Source organism: Micromonospora sp. LA-10 (assembly GCF_051853095.1).
GTDB classification, from domain to species: domain Bacteria; phylum Actinomycetota; class Actinomycetes; order Mycobacteriales; family Micromonosporaceae; genus Micromonospora; species Micromonospora echinospora_A.
Window position 1 is genome coordinate 3,091,761 of record NZ_CP195710.1, and the last position, 25,495, is coordinate 3,117,255.

Sequence of the window (25,495 nt, forward strand, 5' to 3'; positions counted from 1 at the left end):
CGACAACTGGTTACCCCGTCGGCCACCCGCCCAATCCCCTCACCCGATCGGGCGGAAGCGCCGCAGCCGCAGGCTGTTGCCGACCACGAAGACCGACGAGAACGCCATCGCCGCCCCGGCGAGCATCGGGTTGAGCAGCCCGGCCGCCGCCAGCGGCAACGCCGCGACGTTGTAGGCGAACGCCCAGAACAGGTTTCCCTTGATGATCGCCAGCGTGCGCCGGGAGAGCCGGATCGCGTCCACGGCCGCGGTCAGGTCGCCCCGGACCAGCGTCAGGTCGGCGGCCTCGATGGCCGCGTCGGTGCCGGTGCCCATGGCCAGCCCGAGGTCGGCCCGGGCCAGCGCGGCGGCGTCGTTGACCCCGTCGCCGACCATCGCGACCACCCGGCCCTCGCCCTGGAGCCGCTCGATCACCGCGACCTTCTCGGCGGGCAGCACCTCCGCGATCACCTCGTCGATGCCGACCTCGGCGGCCACCGCCTTCGCCACAGTGGCGTTGTCGCCGGTGAGCAGCACCGGTGTGAGCCCCAGCTCGCGCAGCCGGGCGACGGCCGTCCGGCTGGTCGGCTTCACCGCGTCGGCCACCGCGAGCACGCCCCGGGCCCGCCCGTCCCAGCCGGCCAGGATCGCCGTCCGGCCCGCCGCCTCCGCGCCGGTCGCGGCCCGCGCGACCTCCTCGGGTACGTCGAGACCCCGCTCGCGCAGCAGCCGCGCTCGGCCGACCACCACGGTCCGGCCGTCGACGGTGCCGGTCACGCCGAGCCCTTCGGCGTTGGCGAACTCGCCGACCGGCGGCAGCGGACCGGCCTCGGCCGCGGCCTCGGCGACGGCCCGGGCGATCGGGTGCTCGGAGGCGGCCTCCAGCGCGCCGGCCACCCGGAGCAGTTCGGCAGCGTCCTCGCCGTCGGCGGGCAGCACCTCGGCCAGCGCCATCCGGCCGGTGGTGACGGTGCCGGTCTTGTCCAGCACGACGGTGTCGACCCGGCGGGTGGACTCCAGCATCTCCGGCCCCTTGATGAGCACCCCGAGCTGCGCCCCGCGGCCGGTGCCGACGAGCAGCGCGGTCGGCGTGGCCAGGCCGAGCGCGCACGGGCAGGCGATGATCAGCACGGCCACCGCGGCGGTGAACGCGGCGGTCGGCCCGGAGCCGGTGCCGAGCCACCAGCCGAGCGTGCCGGCGGCCAGCGCGATCACGATCGGCACGAAGACGCCGGAGATCCGGTCGGCGAGCCGCTGCACGGCCGCCTTGCCGGTCTGCGCCTGCTCCACCAGCCGCGCCATCTGGGCGAGCTGGGTGTCGCCGCCGACCCGGGTGGCCCGGACGACCAGCCGGCCGCCGGCGTTCACCGTCGCGCCGGTCACCGTGTCGCCCGGCCCCACCTCGACCGGCACCGACTCGCCGGTGAGCATGCTGGCGTCGACCGCCGAGGTGCCCTCCTCGACCACGCCGTCGGTGGCGATCTTCTCACCGGGCCGGACCACGAACCGGTCGCCGACCGCAAGCTGACCGACTGGCACCCGGACCTCCTGGCCGCCGCGCAGCACCGCCACGTCCTTGGCCCCGAGTTCGAGCAGCGCGCGCAGCGCCGACCCGGCGGTGCGCTTGGAGCGGGCCTCGAAGTACCGCCCGGCCAGGATGAACACCGTCACCCCGGCGGCAGCCTCCAGGTAGATGTTGCCGGCGCCGTCGCCCCGGGTGATGTCGAAGCTGAACGGGTGCTTCATGCCGGGCATGCCGGCGTCGCCGAGGAACAGCGCCCAGAGCGACCAGCCGAACGCGGCCAGCGTGCCGAGCGAGACGAGCGTGTCCATGGTCGCCGCGCCGTGCCGCAGGTTGACCAGGGCGGCGCGGTGGAACGGCAGCCCGCCCCAGACCACGACCGGGGCGGCCAGCGTGAGCGAGGCCCACTGCCAGTAGTCGAACTGCCAGGCCGGAACCATGGCGAGCACGATCACCGGCACGGTGAGCACGGCGGAGACCCAGAGCCGGGTACGCGCGGCGCGCAGCTCGTCCACCGGCTCCCCGGCCGCTGCGGTCGCCTGCTCGGGCGGGGGCGGCACCACTGCGGTGTAGCCGGTCTTCTCGACTGTGGCGATCAGGTCGGCCGGCGCGACCTCGTCGGCGTACCGGACGGTGGCCTTCTCGGTGGCGTAGTTCACCGTCGCCTCGACGCCGTCCATCCGGTTGAGCTTCTTCTCGATCCGGGCGGCGCAGGACGCGCAGGTCATCCCGCCGATCGCCAGCTCGATCAGGTTCGGCGCGGTGGGCAGCGCCTTTCCCGTGGCAGTCATCGCGGCACCTCCGGCGCTCAACTGTGCCCGTGCCCGGGCGTGCCGTGTCCGGCGTCCGGGGTCGGTGCGGTGGTGGGTGCCGGCGCGGCGGGCGCCGGCGCGGTCTGGTCGCCGGCCAGGACGGTGAACTCGGCGGTGTGCACCGTGTCGCCGTGCCGGAAGTCCAGGTAGAGACGGTACGCCCCGGCCGAGGGCACCTCCGCGGCGAACGTGATCGCCGGACCGGCGGGTGTGCGCCCGTCGCCGGGCGTGCCCTCCGGGTGCACATGCAGGTACGCCAGGTCGCCCTGCCGCAGCGCCACCAGGTGCCCGTACGCGCCGAGGTAGGGCTGAAGGTCGGTGACCGGCCGCCCGTCGCGGCTGACGGAGAGCGTGAGCCGGCTCGTCCGGCCCGGCTCCGGCGCGCCGGTCAGGGTGACGGTGTAGCCGTCGACGGTGGTGCTGGTCGCCGGCGCCGGAAGCGGCCGGGCGGCCAGCTCGCCGGAGACCGTGACGTCCAGGCCGAGGGTCAGCGGCTCGCCGCCTTCGGGCGTGAAGTCGGCGAACGCCCGCCAGACGCCGGGGCCGTCGAGCGGGGAGGCGACCCACCAGGTGCCGTCGCCGGCCATCTCCGGGTGGACGTGCCGGAACCCGGAGAGGTCCCGCCGGGCGACGATCAGGTGCATGCGCTTGTCGTGGGCCACCTCGAAGCGGGTGACCGGCGTGCCGTCCGGGCCGGTGATCCGGAAGGCGAACTGCCCGGCCGCCGTGGTGGTGGGCTGGAGCGTGTAGCCGCGTTCGGAGACGAGCAGCCCGCCGGGCAGGTGCGCGGCGTCGCCGCCCGCGTGGTTCTCGTCACCGTGACCGGTGTCGCCGGTCCCGTGGTCGCTGCCGCTGTCGTCGTGGCGGGCCTCGGCGGCCGGGGCGACGGGATCGGCCAGGTTGCCGATCCCGTACGCCGCGCCGAAGACCGCCACGAGGCCGAGCGCGAAGCCGCTGAGCTTCGTCGCCGTGTTCATGGTTTCTCCTCGCTCCTGCGGGTCCGTGGACCCGTCACGCACCGACGAGGTCGTAGCCGGCCTCGTCGACCGCCGCCCGGACGGCGTCCGCGTCCAGCGGGTTCTGACTGGTGACGGTGACCCGGCCGGTGGCCAGGTCGACCTGGACGTCGGTGACGCCCGGAAGCGCGCTCAGCTCGGTGCTCACCGAGTTGACGCAGTGGCCGCAGGTCATGCCGCTCACCTGGTAGGTGCTCTCCATCTCGCCCTCCGATCTTATACCCCCTGGGGGTACTGCCGGAACGTTAGCATACCCCCGAGGGGTACGCTATCCTCGTTTCCATGACCGCGCCGTCCAGCCCGACCCGGGGCTACACCGCCAGCAAGGACCAACTCCTCGCCCGGCTCCGCCGCATCGAGGGTCAGGTCCGGGGCATCGAGAAGATGGTCGAGGACGACCGTTACTGCATCGACGTGCTGACCCAGATCTCGGCCATCCAGGCGGCGCTGGACAAGGTCGGCCTCGGCCTGCTCGACGGCCACGCGCGGCACTGCATGCACGAGGGCGCCGCCGAGGGCCGGGCCGACGAGATGGCGACCGAGATGATGGCCGCCGTCGGCCGCCTGATGAAGCGCGGCTGAGCGGGACCTCCGGCCCCCGGAGCCGGGCACATCGACCCGCGCCGACGCGTCGGGCCGGTCGTACCGTCGAAGTGGCGGGCAGGCCGACCCCGGCGGACCCGCGGCGACGGACGGAGGGCGGCCCGATGATGTGGCAGAGCCCGATGATGGGCTGGATGTGGATCTGGTCCCTACTGGTGCTCGCGGTGCTGGCAGGGCTCGTCTGGGCGGCTGTGCGGTGGACCGGCCCGCAGTACCTGGGCCCGACGACGGCCCGGCGCATCCTGGACGAGCGGTACGCGCGCGGCGAGATCGACGAGGACGAGTACCGGCGACGCCGGGCCGGCCTGACCTGACCCGAGCGGGGCGCGCGGCACCGGCCACGGTGCCCGGGTGCGCCCAGCCGGGCTGCCTACCATGGCCGGACGACGACCCGGACGTGGCCGACACGTCCGCGCCGGCCCGGTGACCACACCGGTCCGGCGGACCAGGCGTCGCCGCGACCGTTGGGAGAGACGCCTTGGGTGCCGACCACACCCGCCCCGCACCGCCCACGCCGCCGCGCGTACGCCGGCTGCTCGTCGCCACGGTGGTGCCGCTGTTCGCGCTCACCGTGATCGCGGCGCTGGTGCTCTGGCCCCGGCAGGACCGGGAGCCGGTCGGCGGCGCGGACGTCCCCCGCTACCACGGCACCGTGACCCGGGTGGTCACCGAGCCCTGCCCGCCGACCCCGGAGGCCCCGGAGGGCGCGGGCGGGCCCTGCGGCACCGTGACCGTCACCGCCGAGCAGGGCCCGGACGCGGGCCGGCAGGTCGAGACGCCGCTGCCGGCCGGGCCGGGGGCGCCACGGGTCGAGGTCGGCGACAAGATCGTCCTGGTCGAGCTGATCGACCCGGCCGACCCCTCGGTGAAGTCCTACAACATCGCCGAGCACCAGCGCGGCACCCCGCTGATCTGGCTTCTGGTCCTCTTCGCCGCCGCCATCGTGGCGTTCGGGCGCTGGCGCGGGCTCGCCGCGCTCGGCGGCCTGGCGGCCAGCTTCGCCATCCTGCTCGGCTTCGTGCTACCCGGCATCGGCGGCGGCCAGCCGCCGCTGCTGGTGGCTATCGTGGGCGCCGCGTTGATCATGTTCGTGGTGCTCTACCTGACGCACGGGGTCACCGCGCAGACGTCGGTGGCGGTGCTCGGCACGCTCGGCAGCCTGGTGATCACCGGTGTGCTCGGCCTGCTCGCCACGTCCGCCACCCACCTGACCGGCTTCGGCAGCGAGGACGCCACCACCCTGTCCATGTTCCAGGCCGACGTGGACCTGCACGGGCTGCTGCTGGCGGGCATCATCATCGGCTCGCTGGGCGTGCTGGACGACGTCACAGTCACCCAGGCGGCCACCGTCACCGAACTCGCGCACGCCAACCCGGGACTGTCCCGGCGGCAGCTCTACCGGGCGGCGACCCGCGTCGGCCGCGCCCACATCGCGTCCACCGTCAACACCATCGTGCTGGCGTACGCGGGCGCCTCGCTGCCGCTCCTGCTCCTGCTGGTCGCCGACTCCCGCCCGGTGAGCCAGATCCTCACGAGCGAGTTCCTCGCCCAGGAGATCGTCCGCAGCGCGGTGGCCACGCTCGGCCTGATCGCGGCCGTACCGCTGACGACCGCGCTGGCCGCGATCGTGACCACCGCCGGACGGCGCGCGCCCGGCGCGGCGCCGGCGGCCCCCGCGCCCCGTCCGCCGGGCGGACGCGACGACGCGCTGGAGGCGCTCGGCGGCGGAAAAAGCACGGAGGCGACATGGTGACACTCCGCACGGTGACCATCGATTTCAAACGCGATGCTGGTCACGGCACGCCACGGCGAAATCTCGCTATTGGTCGGCTTCCGGACGTAGATCCGCAGGAGTGCTGTCGGGTAACCTCGCTGCCGGTCACCGCCGAAGGCGCGCACCGGCGCCAGCGGTGCCGCCGCCCAATCGCCTGCGGGCGAGCCGGGGAACCAGGTACAAGGGGTGAATCCGCGCGAGCGGTAGGGGCCACTTCCGTCCCGAACCCGTCAGCTAACCCGGTCGGCGGCCGACGGAAGGGAACACTGTGACGCCACCCCTGCGCCGCTGGCTGACACCCCTGGTGGCCGTGCTGGCCTCGCTGGCAGTGCTGGCCGGGCCGAACTCGGCGATGGCGGCCCCCGCCGCCGCGGCGGCCCCGAAGCCGTCCGGGCACGAGGAGGACGGCGAACCACCACTCATCACCGAGGCGATCAACAACGCCAACCGCAACTTCCTCCAGGCGAAGGCGAAGCTGGCCAAGTCGCAGGACCGCCAGCGGCGGCTGGCCGCCGAGGTGCAGACGGCACAGGCCGAGCTCGAGGCGCTCAGCCCGCAGGTCAACCAGCTCGCCGCCCAGTCCTACCGGACCGGCCGGATGGGTGCGATGGCGATGCTGCTGGAAAGCAACTCGCCCGACTCGTTCGTCCGCCGCGTCAACGCCCTGGACGAGCTGAACCTCCTCAACGCGCAGCGCCTGGCCGCCATCAACGCGGTCAAGAACCGCGCCGAGACGGCCAAGATCGCGCTCGACGCCGAGGTACGCGAGCAGGAGAAGCAGAAGAACGCGATGGAGCGTGAGAAGGTGCAGGCCGAGCGCGCCCTCAAGCTCGTCGGCGGCCTCGGCTTCACCGGCGGCCTGGTCGACGCCACCTCACCGGTCGCCAAGATCGGCCCCGGCCGCACCGCCGACGGCGGCTGGAAGGCCGAGTCGTGCAGCGAGAGCGACCCGACCACCTCGGGCTGCGTCACGCCGCGGACGCTGCACGCCTACAAGGAGGTCCGGCGCGCCGGCTACACGCGCTTCGTGGGCTGTTACCGGCCGGGCGGGCCGTGGGAGCACCCCAAGGGCAAGGCGTGCGACTGGTCGCTGCAGAACAGCGGCTTCGCGCCCTGGCACAACAACGACACCCGCAAGTACGGCAACGACGTGGCCGCGTTCCTCATCCGCAACGCCGACCGGCTGGGCATCTACTACGTCATCTGGAACCGGCAGATCTGGTTCCCGGCCACCGGCTGGAGTTCGTACAGCGGACCGTCGAACCACACCGACCACGTCCACATGTCGATGCTCTGACCTGGACGCAGTGAGAAGGGGCCGCCCGCGGGCGGCCCCTTCTCGTCGTCCGGCGCCGCGGTCAGCCGGCCAGCGCCGCGTCCGCGTCCGCCGGCGCCGAGGGAGCGGGCAGTGACGCCGGGACCTGCGCCACTGTCCGCACCTGGCCGCCGGAGAGCCGGTACGACATCCCCACCACCGTGCACCGCCCCGCCGCGACCCGCTCGGCCAGCACGGTGGACCGGGCCAGCAGCGTCTCCACGGTCTGCGCGATGTGGACGTCGACGATGCCGTCGAGGTCCTCGATCCCCTGCCGGGCGGCCCGCAGCAGGCTGGGCGAGACCGCGTCCACCACCGCGCCCAGGTGCCCGGCCGGGGCGGCGCCGGTCCGCACCCCCTCCCGGGCGGCCTGGACCGCGCCGCAGGAGTCGTGCCCGAGCACCACCACGAGCGGCGTGCCCAGCACTGTGACCGCGTACTCGACGCTGCCGAGCACCTCGGGCCCGGCGGTGTGCCCGGCGGTACGCACCACGAAGAGGTCACCGAGGCCGCGATCGAAGATGATCTCCGCCGCGAGCCGCGAGTCGGAGCAGCCGACGATCACCGCGAAGGGGTGCTGGCCGTCGGCCACCGCCGCCCGGTGCCCGGCGTCCTGATTCGGATGCTGCGGCACGCCGGTGACGAACCGGTGATTACCGGCGCGCAGCTCCGCGAGCGCCTGCTCCGGGCTTCTCGGCGTCATCTGCCTCACCTCGTCTACCTGGGGGAACGACCAGGCCGTACGGCCTCGCGACTTCACGGTCACACGGCGTGTGGGGCACGTCAAGATTCGTGATACGCATTTCATACTTTCCCGTGCCGGGCCGCGTCCGATTCGGGCGAGCCCGTCGATGGCCATAGCATGACCACCATGGCGACCACACCAGTTGAGGACGGGAGCCGCCGTAACTGGACCTTCCTCACCAATCACGGGCATGTGCTGCTGGCGATCGCGCGCAACCCCACCGCGCGGCTGCGGGACGTGGCCGACGAGGTGGGCGTGACCGAACGGGCGGCCCAGGCCATCGTCGCCGACCTGGAGGCCGGGGGTTACCTGCGCCGCACCCGGGTGGGGCGGCGCAACGAGTACACGATCAACCCGAAGGGGCGCTTCCGGCACCCGGCGGAGGCCGACCAGCAGGTCGGCGCCCTGCTGGCCCTCTTCGCCGCCGAGTCGGCCGGGGACGTCACCGCCGACCGGTGACCGGTTCGGGCGACCGCGTGCGCCCGCGCGGGCCGGCGCGACGGTAATCTCACCGCGTGCGCGACAGCTTGCGGCCGGGCGCGACGAAGCGACGCGTCCGGGCCGGACACCGGATCAGGTCCGTCCTCTCCGGAGCGGCGGCGGCCGCCCTGCTCGGGGGCGCGCTGACGGTGCCCTCACCCGCGGTGGCCGCCCCGAAGTGCGGGCCCACCGGCGGTCCCGCGCCCACCGAGACGCCGTGGGCGCTGAGCCGCCTCGACCCGGCCGCCGCGTGGCGCGTCGGCAAGGGCGCCGGGATCACCGTCGCCGTGATCGACTCCGGGGTCTCGCCGTCCCATCCCCTGCTGCGCGGGCGGGTGCTGCCCGGTGAGGACTTCAACCAGCTCGTCCGGCTCCAGGGCCAGTGCGACCTGGTCGGTCACGGCACCATGGTCGCCGGCATCATCGCGGGGCGGGAGGGCACCGGCTCGCCGTACACCGGCATCGCGCCGGAGGCCCGCATCCTGCCGCTGCGCGTGCTGGCCGAGAACAAGGAGAACTTCGACCCGGACGTGCCGGGCGAGATCGGCAAGGCGATCCGCTGGGCGGTCGACAACGACGCCGACGTGATCAACCTGTCCCTGGTCACGCTCGACGACCCGGCGCTGAAGTCGGCTGTGCAGTACGCGCTCGACAAGGACGTGGTGGTCGTCGCCTCCGCCGGCAACCGGCAGGAGAACCGGGAGGACCGGCCGGCCTATCCGGCGGCGTACCCGGGGGTCATAGCCGTCGCCGGCCTGGACGAGCAGGGCGGGCACGTGGGCAGCTCGGTCAGCGGGGACTATGTGGACATCGCCGGCCCCGGCCTGAACATCGTCGGGCCCGCGCCGCAGGGGTCCGGCTACCGGGCCGAGCCGCAGGGCGGGACGAGCTTCGCCACCGCGTACGTCTCCGGCGTCGCCGCGCTGGTACGGGCCGCGCACCCCGACATCAGCACCGCCGAGGTCGCCCATCGGCTGACCCGCACCGCCGACAACCCGCCCGACGGGCACAACGCCGACGTCGGCTACGGGATGGTCAACCCCTACCGGGCGGTGACCAGCCTGCTCGGCACCCGTGCGGACCCGCCGCTGGGCGCCATGCCGCCGCCGGCACCGCCCACCGACCCGCTGGCGTGGCAGCGCACCGTCGCGATCTGGGTCGCCGTCGTCGGCGGGCTGCTCGCCGGCGTCCTGCTCACGCTGCGGCCGATCCTGGTACGCGGCCGGCGACGCGGATGGCGCCCCGGCCGGCGGGACGTCCCGCAGGACGCCTGACCGGCCGCCGAGCGCCGCACGGCAGGGCTGGAATACACGACGGCCCCGCCCGGCACGAGCCGGAGCGGAGCCGCTGTGGACCGGTCCGGGGTCAGTTGCCCCAGACCTTGGAGTTGCTCATCTCCGTGGTCATGTAGTTCTCGCGCGCGATGCCCACCGCGCCACCGATCTCGTTCAGGACCTTGTTGATGTCCCGGACGGCGGCGTCCCACTGGGCCTGGTGCTGCTGGTAGGCGGCCCGGTCCTGGCCCTCCCACTCAAGCTTGGTCAGCATTGCCCGCAGCGTGTCCAGCTTCTCGTCGATGACCCGCGAGATGGCCTGCATCTGCTGGTTGCTGCTCTCCAGAACAGCGTAGTCAACCTTGATGCTCATGGATTCCTCCTCTGCCTGTCTTCGCGGATCACGGGTTGAGAGCAGCGTGGAACTTGTCCAGCATCTGCTGCTGCTCTTCGTCGTTGACCTGGTGCGTGGTGCCCGACTTGTCGAGCAGGTCCGCGATGTTGTCCATCGCGGTCAGCAGCTTGGTCGTGTCCTCGTTCCAGCGGTTCATCAGGCCCTGGAAGCCCGTGGACGCCTGGCCCTTCCAGGCCATCGCGAGGTCGTCGACCACGTTCCACAGCTTCTTCAGCTCGCCGTCAACCTCGCTGCGCGTGGACCGCACGTCACTCGCGGCGGTGTGCAGAGTTGCTGCAGTGACCTCGAACGCCATGCTTCACACCCTTCCGTCATCTTGTGGCGGCGGATCCGCCGCGCCCTCCCCCGCGGCAAGGCGAACACACCCCACCGACGGACACTTCATCCGAACCGTAGCGGACGATGTCCAACCCGCGCAGCCCTGCCGTCCCATCGATGTATTCCGACAGCCCAGGATCGGCAAGGCGATCCGGCGTCCACCGTACGAGTTGGACGGTCCGTCCCGAGGTCAGGGCCGCTCAGGTGCCGCTCTGGCGATCGTCGACACGTCTGACGATCGTCGAGACGCCGAAGGCCAGCACCGCGATCAGCAGCACCACCACGATCCACAGCAGCGGCTTCTCGAACGCACGCTGGAACGTCAGCACGAGCAGCGCCGCGCAGGCGCTCAGCGAGACCACCTCGGCGGCCCGCCGCAGCCGCGCCGAGCGGGTCAGCACGGCGAACAGCATCAGGGCCACGAAGACCGGGATGGTCAGCAGGACGTACAGGAACAGCGCGAAGATCAGAGTGTCCATGGCCCGCTCCCGTCACCTGTAGAACGCGGAGTCCTGAACCCAGTCGATTTTGATGTCCTTGATGTCCGGGTCGGAGCCGGCCGGCGCCCAGCCGGGCCGGGAGTCCGCGGTGAACGTGAACCGGCTGTCGGTGTGGAACGCGGAGAGCAACGCGTGCAGCAGCGCGCTGATCTCCCCGAAGACCAGGACCAGGATCGCGGCGGTGGCGGCCAGACCGGCGATGCCGATGGCCTGGGCCAGGGCGGTGGTCGCGGGGAAGAACTGGAGCGCGATCGAGGCGATCACCGCGACCAGGATCGGCATGAGCGCCTGAGCCAGGCCGGAGACCGCGTCGTTGTACGCGTCCCGGGCCGCGGTGAGCGTGTCCCGGTTGGCGTTGAACGCCTCGGCCAGCGAGTTGATCTCCGCGCCGAGCTTGCGCATGAACTGGTCGAACGCGTCCCGGTCGTCGAAGTCCCACTCCGACGCCTCCGGCGGGACCGCCGCCATCGCCGCGCCGAACTGGTCCGCCCCGAGCAGGCGGGCCGCCTCGTCCCACTTCTTGATGGACTCGTTCACCTGCTGGTTGTCGAACGACTCCAGGTAGAGGATGGTGCCGATCAGCGCCGCCGAGGCGGCGATCCAGACCAGGTTTCCCCTGGCGATGGCCGCGGCCGACCGTACCGGCGCCGTGGTCTGGGCGACCGACACCGAGCCGGTCACCGTCCCCGAGGCGTTGGCGATGAGGATCTCCGGTGGCATCAGGCGTCCTTCCGCTGGCGGGCCCGGCCGGTCACTTGACCACCCAGGGCTGATCCGACTTCTCCCAGTTCTTCGCGCTCTGTTCGAGCTGCGCGGCGGCCTTGCGCAGATGCTCCACGCCGGTCCGGACGTTGTCGAGGTGCCCGTCCACCGCCGCGTTGTGCCGCTCGACCGCGCCGGTGCCGAACAGGCTCAGCGCACTGCCGGGCAGCTTCACCTCGGCCAGCAGCGCCTCGACGTTGCGCAGGTACTGGATCGGGCCGTCCGGGGCGTCGAGCATCCGGCTCGCCTTCCGGATCGCGTCGACGTCGACGGTGTTCGGCATCGTCGTCCCCTCTCGCTCAGCGCCGCAGGTTGCGGGTCGGGTCGGACAGGTCCACCCCGAACTGGCGGAACCAGTCCTCCGGGGTCAGCGTGCCGTCCTGCGCCCGGCGGACCATCTCGGAGTCGCCGAGCATCTCGCCCAGCATCTCCCGCTGCCGCTCCTCGAACGCCGCGTACGCGGCGTCGACGGCGGCCTGGATCGACTGGGCCAGCGAGAAGCTGTCCAGCCGCATGGCCCGCGCGTTCAGCTCGACGTCGCCGACCTTCATGTCGCCGTCGACAGTCACCCGCACCAGCCCGTCCGGGCTCTCCCCGGTGACCCGCAGCTCCGCACGCTGCTGCTGGAGCTCGGCCAGCCGCCGCTGCTGCTCCTGCGCCTGCCGCAGCAGGCCTTCCAGGGCTCCACCGATACCCGACGGGCTGCTCAACTCCGGGCCCTCCCCGTAATCGCGACGATCGATCGGGCCGACGCTACCGGAAATCCGCGCCGGTCGTCCGTCCCGTCAGGCCGGTTCCGTCCACGCGGTCTGGATCAGCTGCTGACCGTCGCGGCGGCGCACCAGCGTGCCCCGGCCCGGCGGCTGCGGGGTCGGCCGCAGGTTGCCGAAGACCGCGCCCTCCTCCCGGCTGCCGGACATCAGCAGGCCCGGGGAGTCCAGCTCGCGCAGGCGTTGCAGCACCGGCTCGTACAGCGCCCGGGCCACACCACCCACCCGCCGCGTGACGATCAGGTGCAGGCCGATGTCCCGCGCCTGCGGCAGCAGCTCGTGCAGCGCGCTGAGCGGGTTGTTCCCGCCGGAGGCGACCAGGTCGTAGTCGTCCACCAGGATGTAGAGGTCCGGCCCCTTCCACCAGCTGCGGTCGCGCAGCTGCGCGGTGGTCACGTCCGGGCCGGGCAGCCGGTTCTGCAACGCGCTGCGGATCGAGCCGAGGCCCTGGCTGAACACCTGGTTCGACGGCGCGTAGTCGAGCAGGTGGTCACCCTCGACCGCGCCGAGCAGGCCGCGCCGGTAGTCGGCGATGACCAGCCGCGCCTGGGCCGGGGTGTACCGCTCGGCGATGCCCCGGGCGATCAACCGCAGCAGGTTGGTCTTGCCGCACTCGGCGTCGCCGAACACGGTCAGGTGCGGCTCGCTCGCCAGGTCCAGGTAGACCGGGGCGAGCGCCGACTCGTTGACGCCGATCGGGATGCCCGGCGCCGACCGGTCGATCAACTTCGCCAGCTCGGTGACCGCCAGCCTGCGCGGCAGCAGCCGGACCTTCGGCGCCGGGCGGCCCGGCCAGTTCGCCGCGACGTGACCGGCCAGCGCCACCGACGCCTCGGTCAGGTCCTCGATGTCGCGCTTGCCGTCGATCCGCGAGATCGCGGTCAGGAAGTGCAGCTTGTCGCGGGTCAGGCCGCGGCCCGGCGCGCCGACCGGCACGTTCTGCGCGGCCCGCCGGTCGATCTCCGACTCGGACGGGTCACCGAGCCGCAGCTCCAGCTTGGTGCCGAGCAGGTCCCGCATGTTGATCCGGATCTCCGCCCAGCGCACCGCCGTGATCACCACGTGGACGCCGAAGCCGAGGCCCCGGTTCGCCAGGTTGGTGATGGTCTGCTCCAGCTCCTCGTACTCCTGGCGCAGCGTGTTCCAGCCGTCCACCACGAGGAAGACGTCACCGAACGGGTCCTCGGCGAACTCACCGGCCGCGCGGCGGCGCCGGTAGCTGGCCACCGAGTCGATGCCGTGCTGGGTGAACCGGTTCTCCCGCTCGTCGATCACCGCGACCACCTCGGCCACCGTCCGCCGGACCGCCTCGACATCGCGCCGCCCCGCCACGCCCGAGGTGTGCGGCAGCCCGTCCAGGCTGCGCAGCGCGCCACCGCCGAAGTCGAGGCAGAAGAACTGCACCTCGCGCGGCGTGTGGGTGAGCGCAAGCGAGGCCAGCATCGAGCGCAGCATGGTGCTCTTGCCGCTCAGCGACGCGCCGACGATCACCACGTTGCCGCCGGCCCCGGCCAGGTCGACCATCATCGGGTCGCGGCGCTGCTCGTACGGGCGGTCCACGATGCCGACCGGCACGGCGAGCCGGCCGCGGCCCGCCCAGTCGGCGGTGGTCAGGCCGTACGTCGGGTGCACGCTCAGCTTCGGCAGCAGCTCGGCCAGCCCGGACGGCTCGGCCAGCGGCGGCAGCCAGACCTGGTGCGCCGGCTTGCCGCGGCCCTTGAGCTGGTCGATCAGCACGTCCAGCATGGCCACCGCCTTGCCGTCGCCCGGCTGCTCCGGCTCCGGCGTGGCCTCCGCCGGGCTCGGCAGCGCCGGCGCCGGCACGTAGTCGATGCCGTACGGGACGATCCGCCGCTGCACGTGCGCCCGGGTGGAGCGCTGCACCTGCCCCGGCGCCTGGTACGGCCCGGACACGTACGCGGCACGGAAGCGCAGCATGGTGGCGGTGTCGGTCTTCAGGTAACCGTGGCCCGGCGCGCTGGGCAGCTCGTACGCGTCCGGCACGCCGAGCACGATCCGGCTCTCCACCGCCGAGAACGTGCGCAGGCCGATCCGGTACGACAGGTGCGTGTCCAGGCCACGCAGCTTGCCCTCCTCCAACCGCTGCGAGGCGAGCAGCAGGTGCACGCCGAGCGACCGGCCGAGGCGGCCGATCATCACGAACAGGTCGATGAAGTCCGGCTTGGCGGCCAGCAGCTCGGAGAACTCGTCACAGATGATCAGCAGGCTCGGCATCGGCTCCAGCGGCTCACCGGCGGCCCGCGCCTTCTCGTAGTCGTACCGGGAGACGTAGTTGCCGGCCGCCCGCAGCACCTCCTGCCGGCGGTTCATCTCACCGGCGAGCGCGTCCCGCATGCGGTCCACCAGCGGCAGCTCGTCGGAGAGGTTGGTGATCACCGCGCTGGTGTGCGGCAGCGCGTCCAGCGAGGCGAACGTGGCGCCGCCCTTGAAGTCGACCAGGACGAAGTTCAGCTCCTCCGAGGAGTGCGTCACGGCCAGCGCGGCGACCACCGTACGCAGCAGTTCGCTCTTGCCTGAGCCGGTCGCGCCGATCACCAGACCGTGCGGGCCCATGCCCTCGTGCGCGGACTCCTTGAAGTCCAGCTCGACCACGTTGCCGTCCGGGCCCAGGCCGAGCGGGATGCGCAGCCGGTCGCGATGACTGCGCGGCCGCCAGGTCTGCCGGACGTCCACTGTGGCCGCGTCGCCGACGTCGAGCAGGTCGGGCAGCTCCATGCTGCGGGCCAGCGGCTCCTCGGTGCTGGCGCCCTGCTGCTGGGAGAGCCGGAACGGGGCGATCTGCCGGGCCAGCCCCTCGGCGGCGGACAGGGACAGCCGGTCCGGGCTGCCGAGCCGGGACGTGGCGGTGCCGCGGACCAGGTCGAGCCCGGTGCCGTCGCCGGCGTCCAGGCAGAGCAGCCAGCGCCCGGCGTCGCGGGGCACCGTGCCGGACAGGTCGACCACGGTGGTGCCGAGCAGGCCCGCACCGGTCAGCGCGCACGTCGCCGAGACCTCGCCGCCGTCCAGCACGACCACCACGTGCGGCGCGGTGGTCAGCGGCTTCGCCTCCGGCGCGAACCGGGGCCGGCCGCCCAGGTCCTGGGCGAGCGCGGTCTCCGCCTCGTCGAGCGCGGCGAACACCATCCGGCGCGCGCCCGCCGCGTCGGTACGCCCCGGGTGCTGGGCGTGCGGCAGCCACTTCACCCAGTCCCAAGCGGGCTGCCGGTCCGGCGCGGCCACCACGACGACCAGCAGGTCCTCCGGGGCGTGGAACGTGACGAGCTGGCCCAGCGCGGCCCGGGCCAGGTCGAGCACGGCCTCCCGGTCGCCGCGCAGCGCGATCCGGCTGAACGCGCGCAGCGACAACGCGGTCGGCAGGTCCGGCACGCTGGAGTGGGCCCGGACGAACCGGCGCAGCGCGATCGCGCTCATCGGCTCCAGGTCCTCCACCGGCTTCGTCTCCGGCGGCACGATCTCCACCGCCAGCCGCTGCGGGCCGAGCGCGATCCGCACCTCGCCGAAGTCGTCCTCGGTGATCCGCCGCTCCCACAGCCGGCGGGAGGCGGCGACCGACCAGAGCGCGTCCGGCTCCGGGTGCCGCCAGGTCATCGCGGCGCGCTGCTGCTCGGCGGCCCGGCGGGTGCGCTTGCGCATCTGCGCCAGGTAGCGCATGTAGTCGCGCCGCTGCGCGTTCAGCTCGGCCTTGTCGTTGCCGCCGTTGCCGAGCGTGCCGATCGCCATGCCCAACATGGACACACCGAACAGACCACCCGCGACGTACGTCATCATGCCGCCGCCGCGGCCGGCGTAGAGGAACGCCATCGCGCCGACGCCGCAGAGCATCGGCAGGATCATCAGCACCTGCCCCATGCCCTTGGCCTTCGGCTCCGGCAGTTCGGGCGGGGACTCCAGCAGCACCTCACCGCGCGGCAGCGCGGGACCCTGTTGACGCGGAAGTCGGCGGAACACCACCGTACTCACGGCTCTCCCCTCTCAGAAGCGGCCCTGATCGTGGTCTGCCACCGCCGGTGAGCGTCGGGTGGGCAACCTGTGCGACCGCCATCGTAGGTAATCTCCCGGAGGCGTCGTGGACCCGTGGGGCCGACGCCGACGGCCGAGCGGATCGTCTGCGAGCAACGAGGAGGCCACTGTGGCGACGAAGACGGCGACCGGCGGGCTGAGCCGGATCACCATCGTGGCGCCGCGTACCAGGATGGACCTGGCGCTGCCGTCCGACGTGCCGCTCGCCGACCTGCTGCCCACGCTGCTGCGCTACGCGGGCGAGGACCTGGCCGACGAGGGCGTACGCCACGGCGGCTGGAGCCTGTCCCGGCTCGGCGGCCAGCCGCTCGACGGTGGCCGCACCGCCGCGCAGCTCGGGGTCCGCGACGGCGAGGTGCTCTACTTCAACCCCCGGGCGGCCACCGCTCCGGAGATCGTCTTCGACGACGTGGTGGACGCGGTCGCCACCTCCACCACGCAGCGGGCGGGCGCCTGGCAGGTGGGCACCACCCGGACGTTCGCGGTCCTCCTGGCCGCCTCCGCGCTGGCCGGCGGCGCGGTGGCGGCGCTGCTCACCGGCCCGCCGCAGCTGCCCGGCGCGGCCGCCGCGTTCGTGGTCGCGGTGGCGCTGCTGGTCGGCGCCGCGGTGCTGTCCCGGGCGGCCGGCGACAGTCGCACCGGCGCGGTGCTGGCCCTGGTCGGGGTCGGTTACGCGGGCGTCGGCGGCCTGCTCGTGCTCGCCGGGGACCGCACGCTCGGCGAGCTGGCCAGCCCGCACGTCCTGCTCGCCGGCACCGCCGTGGTGGTGTTCGCCGCGATCGCCGCGCTCGCCGTCGGCGACCGCCTGCCGCTGTTCCTCGGCGCGGTCGGCGTGGGAGCGGCGGTCGGCCTCGGCGCGGTGCTCAGCCTGGCCTTCGACATCGACGCGGCGGCCTCGGCGGCCGTGGTGGCGACCGTCGCCTTCGGCGCGCTGCCCGCGCTGCCGATGCTCGCCTACCGCCTGGCCCGGCTGCCGGTGCCGTCCATCCCCACCGGACCGGACGACCTGAAGTCCGACACCGAGTCGGTGGACGGGCCGTCGGTGCTGCGCAACAGCGAGCGCGCCGACGCGTTCCTCACCGGCCTGCTCTGGACCGTCTCGCTGCTGGTGCTCGGCAGCGAGGTGGTGCTGGCCGAGGACGGCCGCCTGCCGGCGGTCCTGCTCTGCCTGGTCCTGGCGCTGCTGTCGCTGCTGCGGGCACGCCCGTTCCTCAGCCGCGGCCAGCGCACGCCGGTGCTGCTGTCCGGCACCGTCGGCCTGGGACTGGTCGCCGCCGCCGTGTTCACCGCCGGCTCGCTGGCGGTACGGCTCGGTCTGATCCTCGGCGGCCTGGCCGTGGTGGCCGTGATCAGCCTGCTCTACGGCCTGACAGTGGCCGGCAAGCGGATCTCGCCGGTCTGGGGCCGGACTCTGGACATCGTCGAGATCCTGCTGATCATCGCGCTGGTGCCGCTGGCCGTCTGGGTGTGCGGCATGTACGGCTGGATCGTCAACCTTCGACCGTGACGGTCCCCATCGCAGTGCCGACCGGCGCGGTCGCGTAGACGCCGGGACCGTGCTGGCCGTCCAGCGGGCGGGCCGGCACACCCACCCGCCCGGCCATGTCCCGGACCGCCTTCACCAGCGCCTCGGCGTGCCCGTCCATGGCCGCCACCCGCAGCAGCGGCGGTACCCGCCGGCCGCCCGGGAGCACCACCGCGGCGACCGTGTGCGAGGGCGCGGAGGTGGCGGTGACCGCGTCCACGAGCGCGCCGAGCGAGCCGTTGGGGCGTACCCGCAGGGCCAGGCAGCGCTGCGTCCAGCCGCCGCCGCGCACGCTGTTCCACGTCTCCACCGGGGCCTCCGGCGCCAGGTCGAGCCCGGCCCCGGACACCACCGCCGCGTGCAGCTCGTCCCGGCCGAGCACGCGGTGGCCGAGACCGGCGGCGTTGAGCGCCTTGCCGAGCCGGCCCACCCCGGCCGCCACCGTCCGGTGCACGCCGCGCAGGCCGCCGCCCCGGCTCACCGTCTCGGCCCGCGCGTCGCCCACCGACAGGCGCAGCGCCACCCACACGGTCCGGTACGCCGACGGCGGCGCGCCGGGGGCCGGGTACCAGACCAGGGTGTGCGAGACGACCTGGGTCTGGGTGACCGGGCCGGAGAAGTCGGCGAGCACGGCGAGCACGCGGTCCACCACGGCGGCCTCGATCGAGCCGGCGGGCGCGCCGGGCCGGCCGGTGAGCGCCAGCGCGGCGAACCAGCCCCGGTCGTCCTGCCCGATGCCGAGGCGGGTGCCGCGCTCGGTCAGCTCCACCACTGTCAGTTCCGGGGCGAGCGCGGCCAGCCGGGGGTCGCCGCCCGACGTCGCGCCCCGGGCCCGGCCCCGGCGGCGGCGCAGCCGGCGGCGCAGCATCAGGTCCTCGTACCACCAGCGACCGCCCCGGCGGGCGAACGCGGCGACGACGGCGAGCAGCGCAAGCACGCCCACCACCCCGAGCAGCCAGGCCGGACCGGCGGTGGCGAACCAGACGGCGAGCGCGGCGCACTCCACCACGACGAGCTGCCCGACCACGACCGGGCCGAGCCGGCCCCGGCGGCGCTTGTCGGCCGGGGTGACCGGCCGGTCCGCCGGTACGGCGGGGGCGGTGGCCGTACGACCGGGTGGCGCCTGCAGCTGCGTCATCGGTGAGCGTCCCTTCTGGACATCCTGGGCGTCCGCCCGGCGGGGTGCGGCGTTCGGGCGGCGGACGGGGTCCGGCGCACCCCCGGCGGCCCCTTATCGTAGGGAAGCCCGCGGCGCCGCTCGGCCCTGTCGTCGTGGATCCACCCCTGCCGGAGGTTAGTCATGCGGACCCGCCGCGATCAGGTGCAGGCGTACCGCTTCGTCACCCGCCGCATCGTCTCGGCGTTGCTGTCGGGTGATCCGGAGACGAACGACCTGCCGATGCGCCGCCTCGGCATGGCGGTGTTCGGCAGCGTGATCGCGGCCGCCGTGGTGCTCGGCGGGGTGGGCGCGTACGGGCAGCTCACCAGCAATTCGGCGCCGCTGGAGCCGAACACGCTGGTGATCGAGCGGGAGACCGGCGCGACGTACTACTTCGGCGAGGACCGGGTGCTGCGCCCGACGCTCAACTACGCCTCGGCCCGGCTGATTGTCAACGACGCGGCGGCGAAGCCGCGCACCATGTCCCAGGCGTCCATCAAGGACCGGCCGCGCGGCCGGCTGGTCGGCATCGTGGGCGCGCCGGACGACCTGCCGGACCGCAAGTCCCTGGTCGGGCTCCCCTGGTCGGTGTGCGACGTGCCCGACCCGAACGACACGCAGCGTTCCACCACGCACCTGGTGATCGACCGGACGCTGCCCGGCGGCACCGCGCTCACCGACCGGGCCGTCGTGGTGCGTACCGGCGAGGCCCGCTACCTGCTCACCGGCGGCTCGCGGCTGCGTGTCGCCGGCGACGACCAGGCGCTCGTGGCGTTGAAGATGGCCGGCGTCACGAACCTCACCGTCGGGCAGCAGTTGCTGAACGCGGTGCCGGTGGGCCCGGTGCTGCGCAAGCCCACGATCGACGGGGACGGCGGTGCGAGCGGGCTCACCGTGGCCGGTCGGCAGGCCCGGATCGGCCAGGTCTACCAGGCGGCCGGCCAGTACTACGTGCTCACCCGGCAGGGCCTGGCCACGGTCCGGGAGGTCACCGCGTTGCTGCTGCTCGGCCGGGGCGGCGAGGTGACGCAGATCACTCCGGACGAGGCGGGCCGGCTCCTCACCGACCAGCGGTTGGAGCCGGACGGCCTGCCCGCCCAGCTGCCGACGCCGCATGAGGTCCGCCCGGGGCGCACGGTGCTCTGCGCCACCTACCGGCCCGGACCGGCGGGCCAGCCGCCGACCACCACGCTGGAGGTCTTCGACTCCCCGCCGGCCGAGCTGACCGAGGCGACCGCGATACCGTCGCGGCAGGGCGGCCGGGACGCGGTACGCACCGCCGAGAACGTGTTGCTGCCCGGCGGCAAGGGCGTGCTGGCACAGGCGACCGCCGGGGAGAGCGGCAAGCCCGCGGCCGGGTCGACGGTCTACCTGATCACCGCCCAGGGCATCCGCTATCCGCTCGGCACCGCCGGGGGCGACGCGAAGAGCGCCCTCGGGTACGGCGACGTGACGCCGCTGGCCGTACCCGCCTCGCTGCTGGCGCTGGTGCCGACCGGCCCGACGCTGTCCCGGGAGGACGCGATGGCGTACTTCGATGCCTCGGCCCCGCCGGCGCCCACCGCGACCCCCTCCGCCGGCGGCGCGGCGGCCCAGGTCCAGGGCGGTTGACCGGCCCCTCCGGGATCCGATGTGGATGGATGCCGTCACGGGTCGCCCGGGTTGGCGCGTTTCGACTAACCTGAGTGCGGCGAAGGTTATCGACGATGACTACGGGGATACAGCCATGACCGGTCGCACGACAGTAGACGTACTGTCCCTGGAGGACTTCCACCAGCGACTTGAGCGGCGCCTGCACGAGGCGGAGTCGGTGTTGCGCAAGCTCAACACCCAGATGCAGTGCCGCCCGCCCGCGCTCGGCACGTTCACCGACGCGACCGACAACGCACGTCGCTACTCCGAGACGCACCAGAGCTACGTCAACCACGTCGACCGGCTGCGCCGGGCGATCCTGGCCGCCCGCGAGGCGACCCACAAGATCATGACGAACTACAAGACCGCCGAGGCCCGCAACGCCGCCGCCGCGGCCGACATCGCCGCCGCCCTCTCGGGGCTGAACGAGGCGATGAAGCAGCCGAAGGAGGACCCGCGTGTCTGAGTACACCCGGCGCTACGAGCACGTCAGCCACGAGGAGCTCTACCAGGGCGTCAACGCCGGCGACCCGAAGCAGATCGAGGCGCTCAGCGCCCAGTGGACCTCCCTCAAGGGCACACTCGACGACCTCGGCCGCGACCTCAACGCCGACCTGGAGGCGCTGTCGAAGAGCTGGACGGGCGACGCCGCGCACGAGTTCACCAGGCGGCTCGACATGGTCGTGCGCTACTCCGGCAACCTCGCCGAGGGCATGACCGGCATCCGGCAGGGTCTCGACATGATGTCCAGCGAGCTGCGGGCCGCGCAGACCAAGGCGGAGAGCCCGGAGGAGACCGACGACAACGACAAGCTGCTCGGCGGCGCCGGCAAGGGCTTCCTGATCGGCGGCGCCCCCGGCGCGGTGATCGGCGGGATCGTCGGCCACCAGCAGGACAAGGCCGAGCAGGAGAAGGCGCACCAGCGGATGGTGCAGGTCGTGGCGAAGCTCGCCGAGGGCTACGACTTCTCGGCGTACGGCCGGATCGTCGTGCCGGACCCGCCCGAGGTCGAGCTGCCCGGCAACACCCGCAACGGCGACCCGACGCTGCAGAACGGCCCCTCGGTCAAGACGCCGTCGTCCGGCCCCAGCCTGGGCAGTTTCGGCCCGGGGGCGAGCGGCACCGCCACCACGACGGGCGTGCACCACGCGGCGCCCACCAGCGGCACGCCGGGTGAGGGCACCCCGGGCTCCGGCACACCGGGCGGCAACCCCGGCACGGGCGTTCCGGGTTCCGTCACCACCGGCGGCACTGTCGAGCCGACCGGCACCTCACTGGCCGGCGCCGGCCCGCTGACCAGCACCACCGGCGGCCCGACGATCGGCGGCGGCCCGGGCTTCGGCACCGGCGGCGGCCCGGCGACGATGACGGCCGGCGGGGGCGGCGGCGCGCTCTACGGCGCCCCCGGCGTCCTCAGCACCGGGGCGCTCGCGGGCACCGGCCCCAACTCGGCGTCCTCGGCCCGGTTCGGCGGGATGCCCGGCGCGGAGAACCGCGCGGCGGCCGGCACCGGCCGGCTCACCTCCGGTCGCGGCCTGGTGGTCGACGCCGGAAGCAAGTCCGGCGAGCGCGCCGGCGGCACCGGGCGGCCCGCGATGGCCGGCCGTGGCGGCGTGCTCGGTGGTCGCGGCAGCCACGGCGACGACGAGTCCGACGGCCGGCTGACCTGGCTCACCGAAGACGAGATGGTCTGGGGCGACGGCGACGGCGCCCCGCCGCCGGTGCTCGGCGGCAACTGACAGCAGCATCCACGAAACGGCGCGGCACCCGGGCGGGTTCCGCGCCGTTTCGCGTCGGCTGGAGTCCGCTCGCCCGAGCCGAGGGACCGGTCCGTCCACAGCGACCCGTGGGACGGCTCACGTAACCAGCAAGATCTTTGAGCTGCGAAATCTCCCGTCGGCCGATAGGTTGAAACGGTGCTGCCCGTAGCGTTCACCCCGTCCACCTGGACGGCGACGCTGCGCCGGATCGCCCGCACGGCCGTGGCCAGCCTGGTGCTGATCGCCGGCCTCCAGGGCATCGCCGCCGCACCCGCCCACGCCGCCGTGACCGAGCAGTCCGTCGCGGTCACGGCCGACGCCACCACGGCACGTACCGCCGGGTTCGGGGCGGCCGGCGCCCGAGCGACATCCGCCGGATTCTCGCCGGGCGCGATCGCGTCTCCGGTCGCGGCGGGCACCACGACGGCCGACGGCGCGCCGCGGTCCGCCACCGGTCCCGCCGCCGATGCGGCCGTCACCGATTCCGTCTCCGCCGGGCGCGTGCCCGGCGTCGAGGCCGTGGTCGTCGCCGACCCGGCTCGGGCGGCCATCGCCCGCCGCGGTCCGCCGCGCGCCTGACCGGGCCACCTTTCGGTACGCCCCGACGCGGCCCCATGAGCCGCACCGCGTGCGCCCTGCCGCGCGTCGAGTCGCGCCTCCCCACGAGGCGCACCCGCCCGGACGACCGGGCCACAACCGTTTGTTCGTCCCACGTTCCACCTTGAGGTGCTGGTGATGCAGACCGTCTTCTCCACCGTCCTGCCCGACGTCCCCGCAGCCGCCGTGATCTGGCTGGCTCTGCTCGCCGTGGCCGCGACAGTGGTCGCCGCCCTGATCGTCCGCCCGTCCCGGTTCCGCTCGGAGCTTGTCGACCGGATCAGTGACGCCGCCCGGCCGAGCAGCATCGAACGGGCCGAGCGGGCTCGCGTACAGGACCGGGAGCGGGACCGGTACGCCGACGAGGTGGCGGTGGCCGCCGCCCGCGCGGCAGCTACTGCCGAGCGGAGCCGGTCGGAGTGGCTGACCGCCCAGGAGGAGGCCGAGGCGGCCTGGCAGGCGTACCAGGCGGCCGAGGACGACGTGCGGCGCCTGGCCGCCGCCGCAGCGCTGCCGCTGCCCCGGACCGCCCGGACCCCGGCCGAGTACGCGGACCGGGAGCGCTGGCTGCACCGGGCGGCGATGGACGCCCAGTGGCGCAACGAGATCACGGTGCGGCAGCTCAGCGACATCCTCGGCGGCAACGGCTGGGACCCGAGCCGGCACCCGGTGGAGCAGGAACTGCTGCTGCGCCGGCTGGTCCGGGACAACCTCGCCGCCCGGCACCGGGCCGCGACGCAGCGGGAACAGGCCGCCTGGCAGGCCGCCGAGCGGGCCGCGGCGGCGGCGCAGAGCCTGCGCGACGAGGTGTTCGCGGCACTGCACCCGGTCGCCGAGCCGCAGACGGAGCTGTCCATCGTCGGGTTCGCCGGGCCGGACGCCACCCGGGAACTGCCGGCCGGGACGGCCGCCGTCGACATCACCCGCGAGCTGACCCCGGTTGCCCGGGGACGGGCGGCCGTGGCGGCCTGAGCGCCCCGCGGTCCCGAGCCGTTGCCGCCACTTCGGGGTAGTGGCGGCCCGGTTCGCCAGTTCGGGGTGGTGGCTGGGTCGGCACCACCTCGTTGCCGCCACCTCGGCGAAGTGGTGGTCCGGCTCACCAGCCCGGGGAGCTGACTAGGTCCGGCGCACCCTGTTGCCGCCACTCCGGGGTAGTGGCGGGCCCGTTCGCCAGTTCGGCGAAGGGGCTGCATTCCGGGCACTCCGATGCCGCCACCTCGGCGTAATGGTGCCCCGTTCGCCAGTCCGGGGTAAGGGCTGGATCCACTTCGTTGCCACCACCTCGGCGTAGTGGTGGCCGGCCCGCCAGCTCCGGGGAGGTGGCTGCATTCCGGGCACTCCGATGCCGCCACCCCGGCGTAACGGCGGCCCGTTCGCCAGTTCGGCGAAGTGGCGCCCGGCTCACCAGCCCGGGGAGCTGACTAGCTCCGGGGCACCCTGTTGCCGCCACCCCGGGGTAGTGGCGGCCCCGTCCGCCAGTTCGGCGAAGTGGCTGCATTCCGGGCACTCCGATGCCGCCACCCCGGCGTAATGGTGGCCCGGTTCGCCAGTCCGGCGAAGTGGCTGGGTCGGCACCAGCTCGTTGCCACCACCTCGGCGAAGTGGCGCCCGGCCCGCCAGCCCGGGGAGCTGACTAGGTCCGGGGCACCCCTATTGCCGCCACCCCGGGGTAGTGGCGGCCCCGTCCGCCAGTTCGGCGAAGTGGCTGCATTCCGGGCACTCCGATGCCGCCACCCCGGCGTAATGGCGGCCCGGTTCGCCAGTCCGGCGAAGTGGCTGGGTCGGCACCAGCTCGTTGCCACCACCTCGGCGAAGTGGCGCCCGGCCCGCCAGCCCGGGGAGCTGACTAGGTCCGGGGCACCCCTATTGCCGCCACCCCGGGGTAGTGGCGGCCCCGTCCGCCAGTTCGGCGAAGTGGCTGCATTCCGGGCACTCCGATGCCGCCACCCCGGCGTAATGGCGGCCGGCTCACCAGTTCGGCGAAGTGGCTGGGTCGGCACCACCTCGTTGCCACCACCTCGGCGTAGTGGCGCCCGGTCCGCCAGCTCCGGGGGGAGGTGGCTCCATTCCGGGCACTCCGATGCCGCTCAGGGCGGAAGGGTGGCGCCCCGGGCCACGACGCAGCGCGGCGCGGGCCCGGCTCGGCTAGCGTGGTGACGTGTCCCGCGAATCCTGGGTGCTCGTCGCACTCGCCGCCGTCGTCGCGGCGGCCATGCTGGCCGGGGCGATCGTGCTCGCCGTCCGGCTGGTCCGCACCCGCCGCATGCTCGGCGCGCTCGGCGCCGGCGGCAAGGTCGCGTTCTACGGCGCACTGATCTACACGATCCTGCCGGTGGACCTGCTGCCCGACCCGGTCTACCTGGACGACATGGGCGTGCTGGCCGGCGCGCTGTTCTACCTGGGCCGGCTCGCAGTCAAGCACCGTGCCGCGCAGCGGGCCACCGAGGAGTCCCCGGCCCCGGCGTTGCCGCCCGGCGCGGCACCCCGTCGATGAGG

Annotated in this window: 25 protein-coding genes and 1 riboswitch; of the genes, 13 read left to right on the top strand and 12 right to left on the bottom strand. The window is 73.8% G+C overall.

From position 1 onward, the window contains the following. Positions 1-39: 39 nt before the first annotated feature. From ACSDG8_RS14485 to ACSDG8_RS14495, 3 genes are read right to left on the bottom strand one after another with little or no spacing between them, the layout of a single operon-like run. Positions 40-2,292, bottom strand: coding sequence for a heavy metal translocating P-type ATPase (locus tag ACSDG8_RS14485; protein WP_210895783.1), 2,253 nt, complete (start codon positions 2,290-2,292; stop codon positions 40-42). Positions 2,293-2,309: 17 nt separating this feature from the next. Further along, positions 2,310-3,290, bottom strand: a complete 981-nt coding sequence (locus ACSDG8_RS14490; protein WP_210895785.1) for a hypothetical protein — start codon at positions 3,288-3,290, stop codon at positions 2,310-2,312. Positions 3,291-3,324: 34 nt separating this feature from the next. Beyond that, positions 3,325-3,531 (bottom strand): heavy-metal-associated domain-containing protein, encoded by a 207-nt coding sequence (locus ACSDG8_RS14495; protein ID WP_210895787.1) that lies wholly within the window; start codon positions 3,529-3,531, stop codon positions 3,325-3,327. Positions 3,532-3,611: 80 nt separating this feature from the next. Here ACSDG8_RS14495 and ACSDG8_RS14500 point away from each other — a divergent pair, with 80 nt between their 5' ends. The 4 genes from ACSDG8_RS14500 to ACSDG8_RS14515 all read left to right on the top strand — a co-directional run bounded on the left by ACSDG8_RS14500 (position 3,612) and on the right by ACSDG8_RS14515 (position 7,003). Further along, positions 3,612-3,911: a metal-sensitive transcriptional regulator gene (locus ACSDG8_RS14500; RefSeq protein ID WP_013283780.1), complete on the top strand. Its 300-nt coding sequence runs from the start codon at positions 3,612-3,614 to the stop codon at positions 3,909-3,911. A gap of 125 nt (positions 3,912-4,036) precedes the next feature. After that, on the top strand, positions 4,037-4,246 hold the full coding sequence (locus ACSDG8_RS14505; protein ID WP_210895789.1) for an SHOCT domain-containing protein: 210 nt from the start codon (positions 4,037-4,039) through the stop codon (positions 4,244-4,246). A gap of 164 nt (positions 4,247-4,410) precedes the next feature. Beyond that, a complete protein-coding gene (locus tag ACSDG8_RS14510; RefSeq protein ID WP_210895791.1) occupies positions 4,411-5,685 on the top strand; it encodes a YibE/F family protein in 1,275 nt (424 codons plus the stop codon). A 154-nt stretch (positions 5,686-5,839) separates the two neighbouring features. Further along, positions 5,840-5,970, top strand: a riboswitch (cyclic di-AMP (ydaO/yuaA leader). 4 nt (positions 5,971-5,974) lie between these two features. Beyond that, entirely contained in the window at positions 5,975-7,003 is a 1,029-nt protein-coding gene (locus tag ACSDG8_RS14515; protein WP_210895793.1) for a coiled-coil domain-containing protein, read from the top strand. Between the two features lie 61 nt (positions 7,004-7,064). Here ACSDG8_RS14515 and ACSDG8_RS14520 read toward each other — a convergent pair whose 3' ends face one another. Beyond that, positions 7,065-7,724, bottom strand: coding sequence for a carbonic anhydrase (locus ACSDG8_RS14520; RefSeq protein WP_210895795.1), 660 nt, complete (start codon positions 7,722-7,724; stop codon positions 7,065-7,067). A gap of 159 nt (positions 7,725-7,883) precedes the next feature. Between ACSDG8_RS14520 and ACSDG8_RS14525 the strand changes: the two genes are divergently transcribed. Both ACSDG8_RS14525 and mycP read left to right on the top strand, forming a co-directional pair. After that, complete coding sequence (locus tag ACSDG8_RS14525; RefSeq protein ID WP_210895797.1) at positions 7,884-8,225, top strand: helix-turn-helix transcriptional regulator; 342 nt, start codon at positions 7,884-7,886, stop codon at positions 8,223-8,225. A gap of 56 nt (positions 8,226-8,281) precedes the next feature. Continuing rightward, positions 8,282-9,520 carry a type VII secretion-associated serine protease mycosin gene (mycP, locus tag ACSDG8_RS14530; protein ID WP_307856284.1) on the top strand — a complete coding sequence of 413 codons (1,239 nt, stop codon included), beginning with the start codon at positions 8,282-8,284 and terminating at the stop codon, positions 9,518-9,520. Positions 9,521-9,611: 91 nt separating this feature from the next. Here the strand turns inward: mycP and ACSDG8_RS14535 are convergent, their stop codons facing one another. From ACSDG8_RS14535 to eccCa, 7 genes are all read right to left on the bottom strand, one after another. Further along, positions 9,612-9,893 (bottom strand): WXG100 family type VII secretion target, encoded by a 282-nt coding sequence (locus tag ACSDG8_RS14535; RefSeq protein ID WP_210895799.1) that lies wholly within the window; start codon positions 9,891-9,893, stop codon positions 9,612-9,614. Positions 9,894-9,921: 28 nt separating this feature from the next. Beyond that, entirely contained in the window at positions 9,922-10,230 is a 309-nt protein-coding gene (locus ACSDG8_RS14540; RefSeq protein ID WP_210895801.1) for a WXG100 family type VII secretion target, read from the bottom strand. 223 nt (positions 10,231-10,453) lie between these two features. Next, positions 10,454-10,732 (bottom strand): hypothetical protein, encoded by a 279-nt coding sequence (locus tag ACSDG8_RS14545; protein WP_210895803.1) that lies wholly within the window; start codon positions 10,730-10,732, stop codon positions 10,454-10,456. A 12-nt stretch (positions 10,733-10,744) separates the two neighbouring features. Next, positions 10,745-11,473 carry a hypothetical protein gene (locus tag ACSDG8_RS14550; RefSeq protein ID WP_073825889.1) on the bottom strand — a complete coding sequence of 243 codons (729 nt, stop codon included), beginning with the start codon at positions 11,471-11,473 and terminating at the stop codon, positions 10,745-10,747. A 31-nt stretch (positions 11,474-11,504) separates the two neighbouring features. Then, positions 11,505-11,798 (bottom strand): hypothetical protein, encoded by a 294-nt coding sequence (locus tag ACSDG8_RS14555; RefSeq protein WP_210895805.1) that lies wholly within the window; start codon positions 11,796-11,798, stop codon positions 11,505-11,507. A gap of 16 nt (positions 11,799-11,814) precedes the next feature. Then, positions 11,815-12,225, bottom strand: a complete 411-nt coding sequence (locus ACSDG8_RS14560) for a YbaB/EbfC family nucleoid-associated protein (protein ID WP_210895808.1) — start codon at positions 12,223-12,225, stop codon at positions 11,815-11,817. A gap of 75 nt (positions 12,226-12,300) precedes the next feature. After that, positions 12,301-16,266: a type VII secretion protein EccCa gene (eccCa, locus tag ACSDG8_RS14565; RefSeq protein WP_210895810.1), complete on the bottom strand. Its 3,966-nt coding sequence runs from the start codon at positions 16,264-16,266 to the stop codon at positions 12,301-12,303. 169 nt (positions 16,267-16,435) lie between these two features. On the opposite strand from eccCa, the gene eccD reads away from it, so the two are divergent. Then, positions 16,436-17,833, top strand: a complete 1,398-nt coding sequence (gene eccD / locus ACSDG8_RS14570) for a type VII secretion integral membrane protein EccD (protein WP_210895812.1) — start codon at positions 16,436-16,438, stop codon at positions 17,831-17,833. On the opposite strand, the gene ACSDG8_RS14575 is transcribed toward eccD, so the two are convergent. Beyond that, a complete protein-coding gene (locus tag ACSDG8_RS14575; protein WP_210895814.1) occupies positions 17,817-18,989 on the bottom strand; it encodes a type VII secretion protein EccE in 1,173 nt (390 codons plus the stop codon). The two genes, eccD and ACSDG8_RS14575, sit on opposite strands and share 17 nt — an antisense overlap. Before the next feature lie 162 nt (positions 18,990-19,151). On the opposite strand from ACSDG8_RS14575, the gene eccB reads away from it, so the two are divergent. The 6 genes from eccB (at position 19,152) to ACSDG8_RS14605 (ending at position 25,493) form a co-directional block, all read left to right on the top strand. Next, entirely contained in the window at positions 19,152-20,621 is a 1,470-nt protein-coding gene (gene eccB / locus ACSDG8_RS14580) for a type VII secretion protein EccB (protein WP_210895816.1), read from the top strand. A 115-nt stretch (positions 20,622-20,736) separates the two neighbouring features. Beyond that, positions 20,737-21,108: a hypothetical protein gene (locus ACSDG8_RS14585; protein WP_013283763.1), complete on the top strand. Its 372-nt coding sequence runs from the start codon at positions 20,737-20,739 to the stop codon at positions 21,106-21,108. Beyond that, positions 21,101-22,381, top strand: coding sequence for a WXG100 family type VII secretion target (locus ACSDG8_RS14590; protein WP_210895818.1), 1,281 nt, complete (start codon positions 21,101-21,103; stop codon positions 22,379-22,381). The genes ACSDG8_RS14585 and ACSDG8_RS14590 overlap by 8 nt, the downstream gene beginning before the upstream one ends. Positions 22,382-22,558: 177 nt before the next feature. Next, positions 22,559-22,981, top strand: a complete 423-nt coding sequence (locus ACSDG8_RS14595; RefSeq protein ID WP_210895819.1) for a hypothetical protein — start codon at positions 22,559-22,561, stop codon at positions 22,979-22,981. A gap of 156 nt (positions 22,982-23,137) precedes the next feature. Then, entirely contained in the window at positions 23,138-23,971 is an 834-nt protein-coding gene (locus ACSDG8_RS14600) for a hypothetical protein (RefSeq protein ID WP_210895821.1), read from the top strand. A gap of 1,186 nt (positions 23,972-25,157) precedes the next feature. Next, the gene (locus ACSDG8_RS14605; protein ID WP_439427962.1) at positions 25,158-25,493 is read left to right on the top strand and encodes a hypothetical protein; all 336 of its coding nucleotides are present in this window, start codon (positions 25,158-25,160) and stop codon (positions 25,491-25,493) included. Positions 25,494-25,495: the final 2 nt, after the last annotated feature.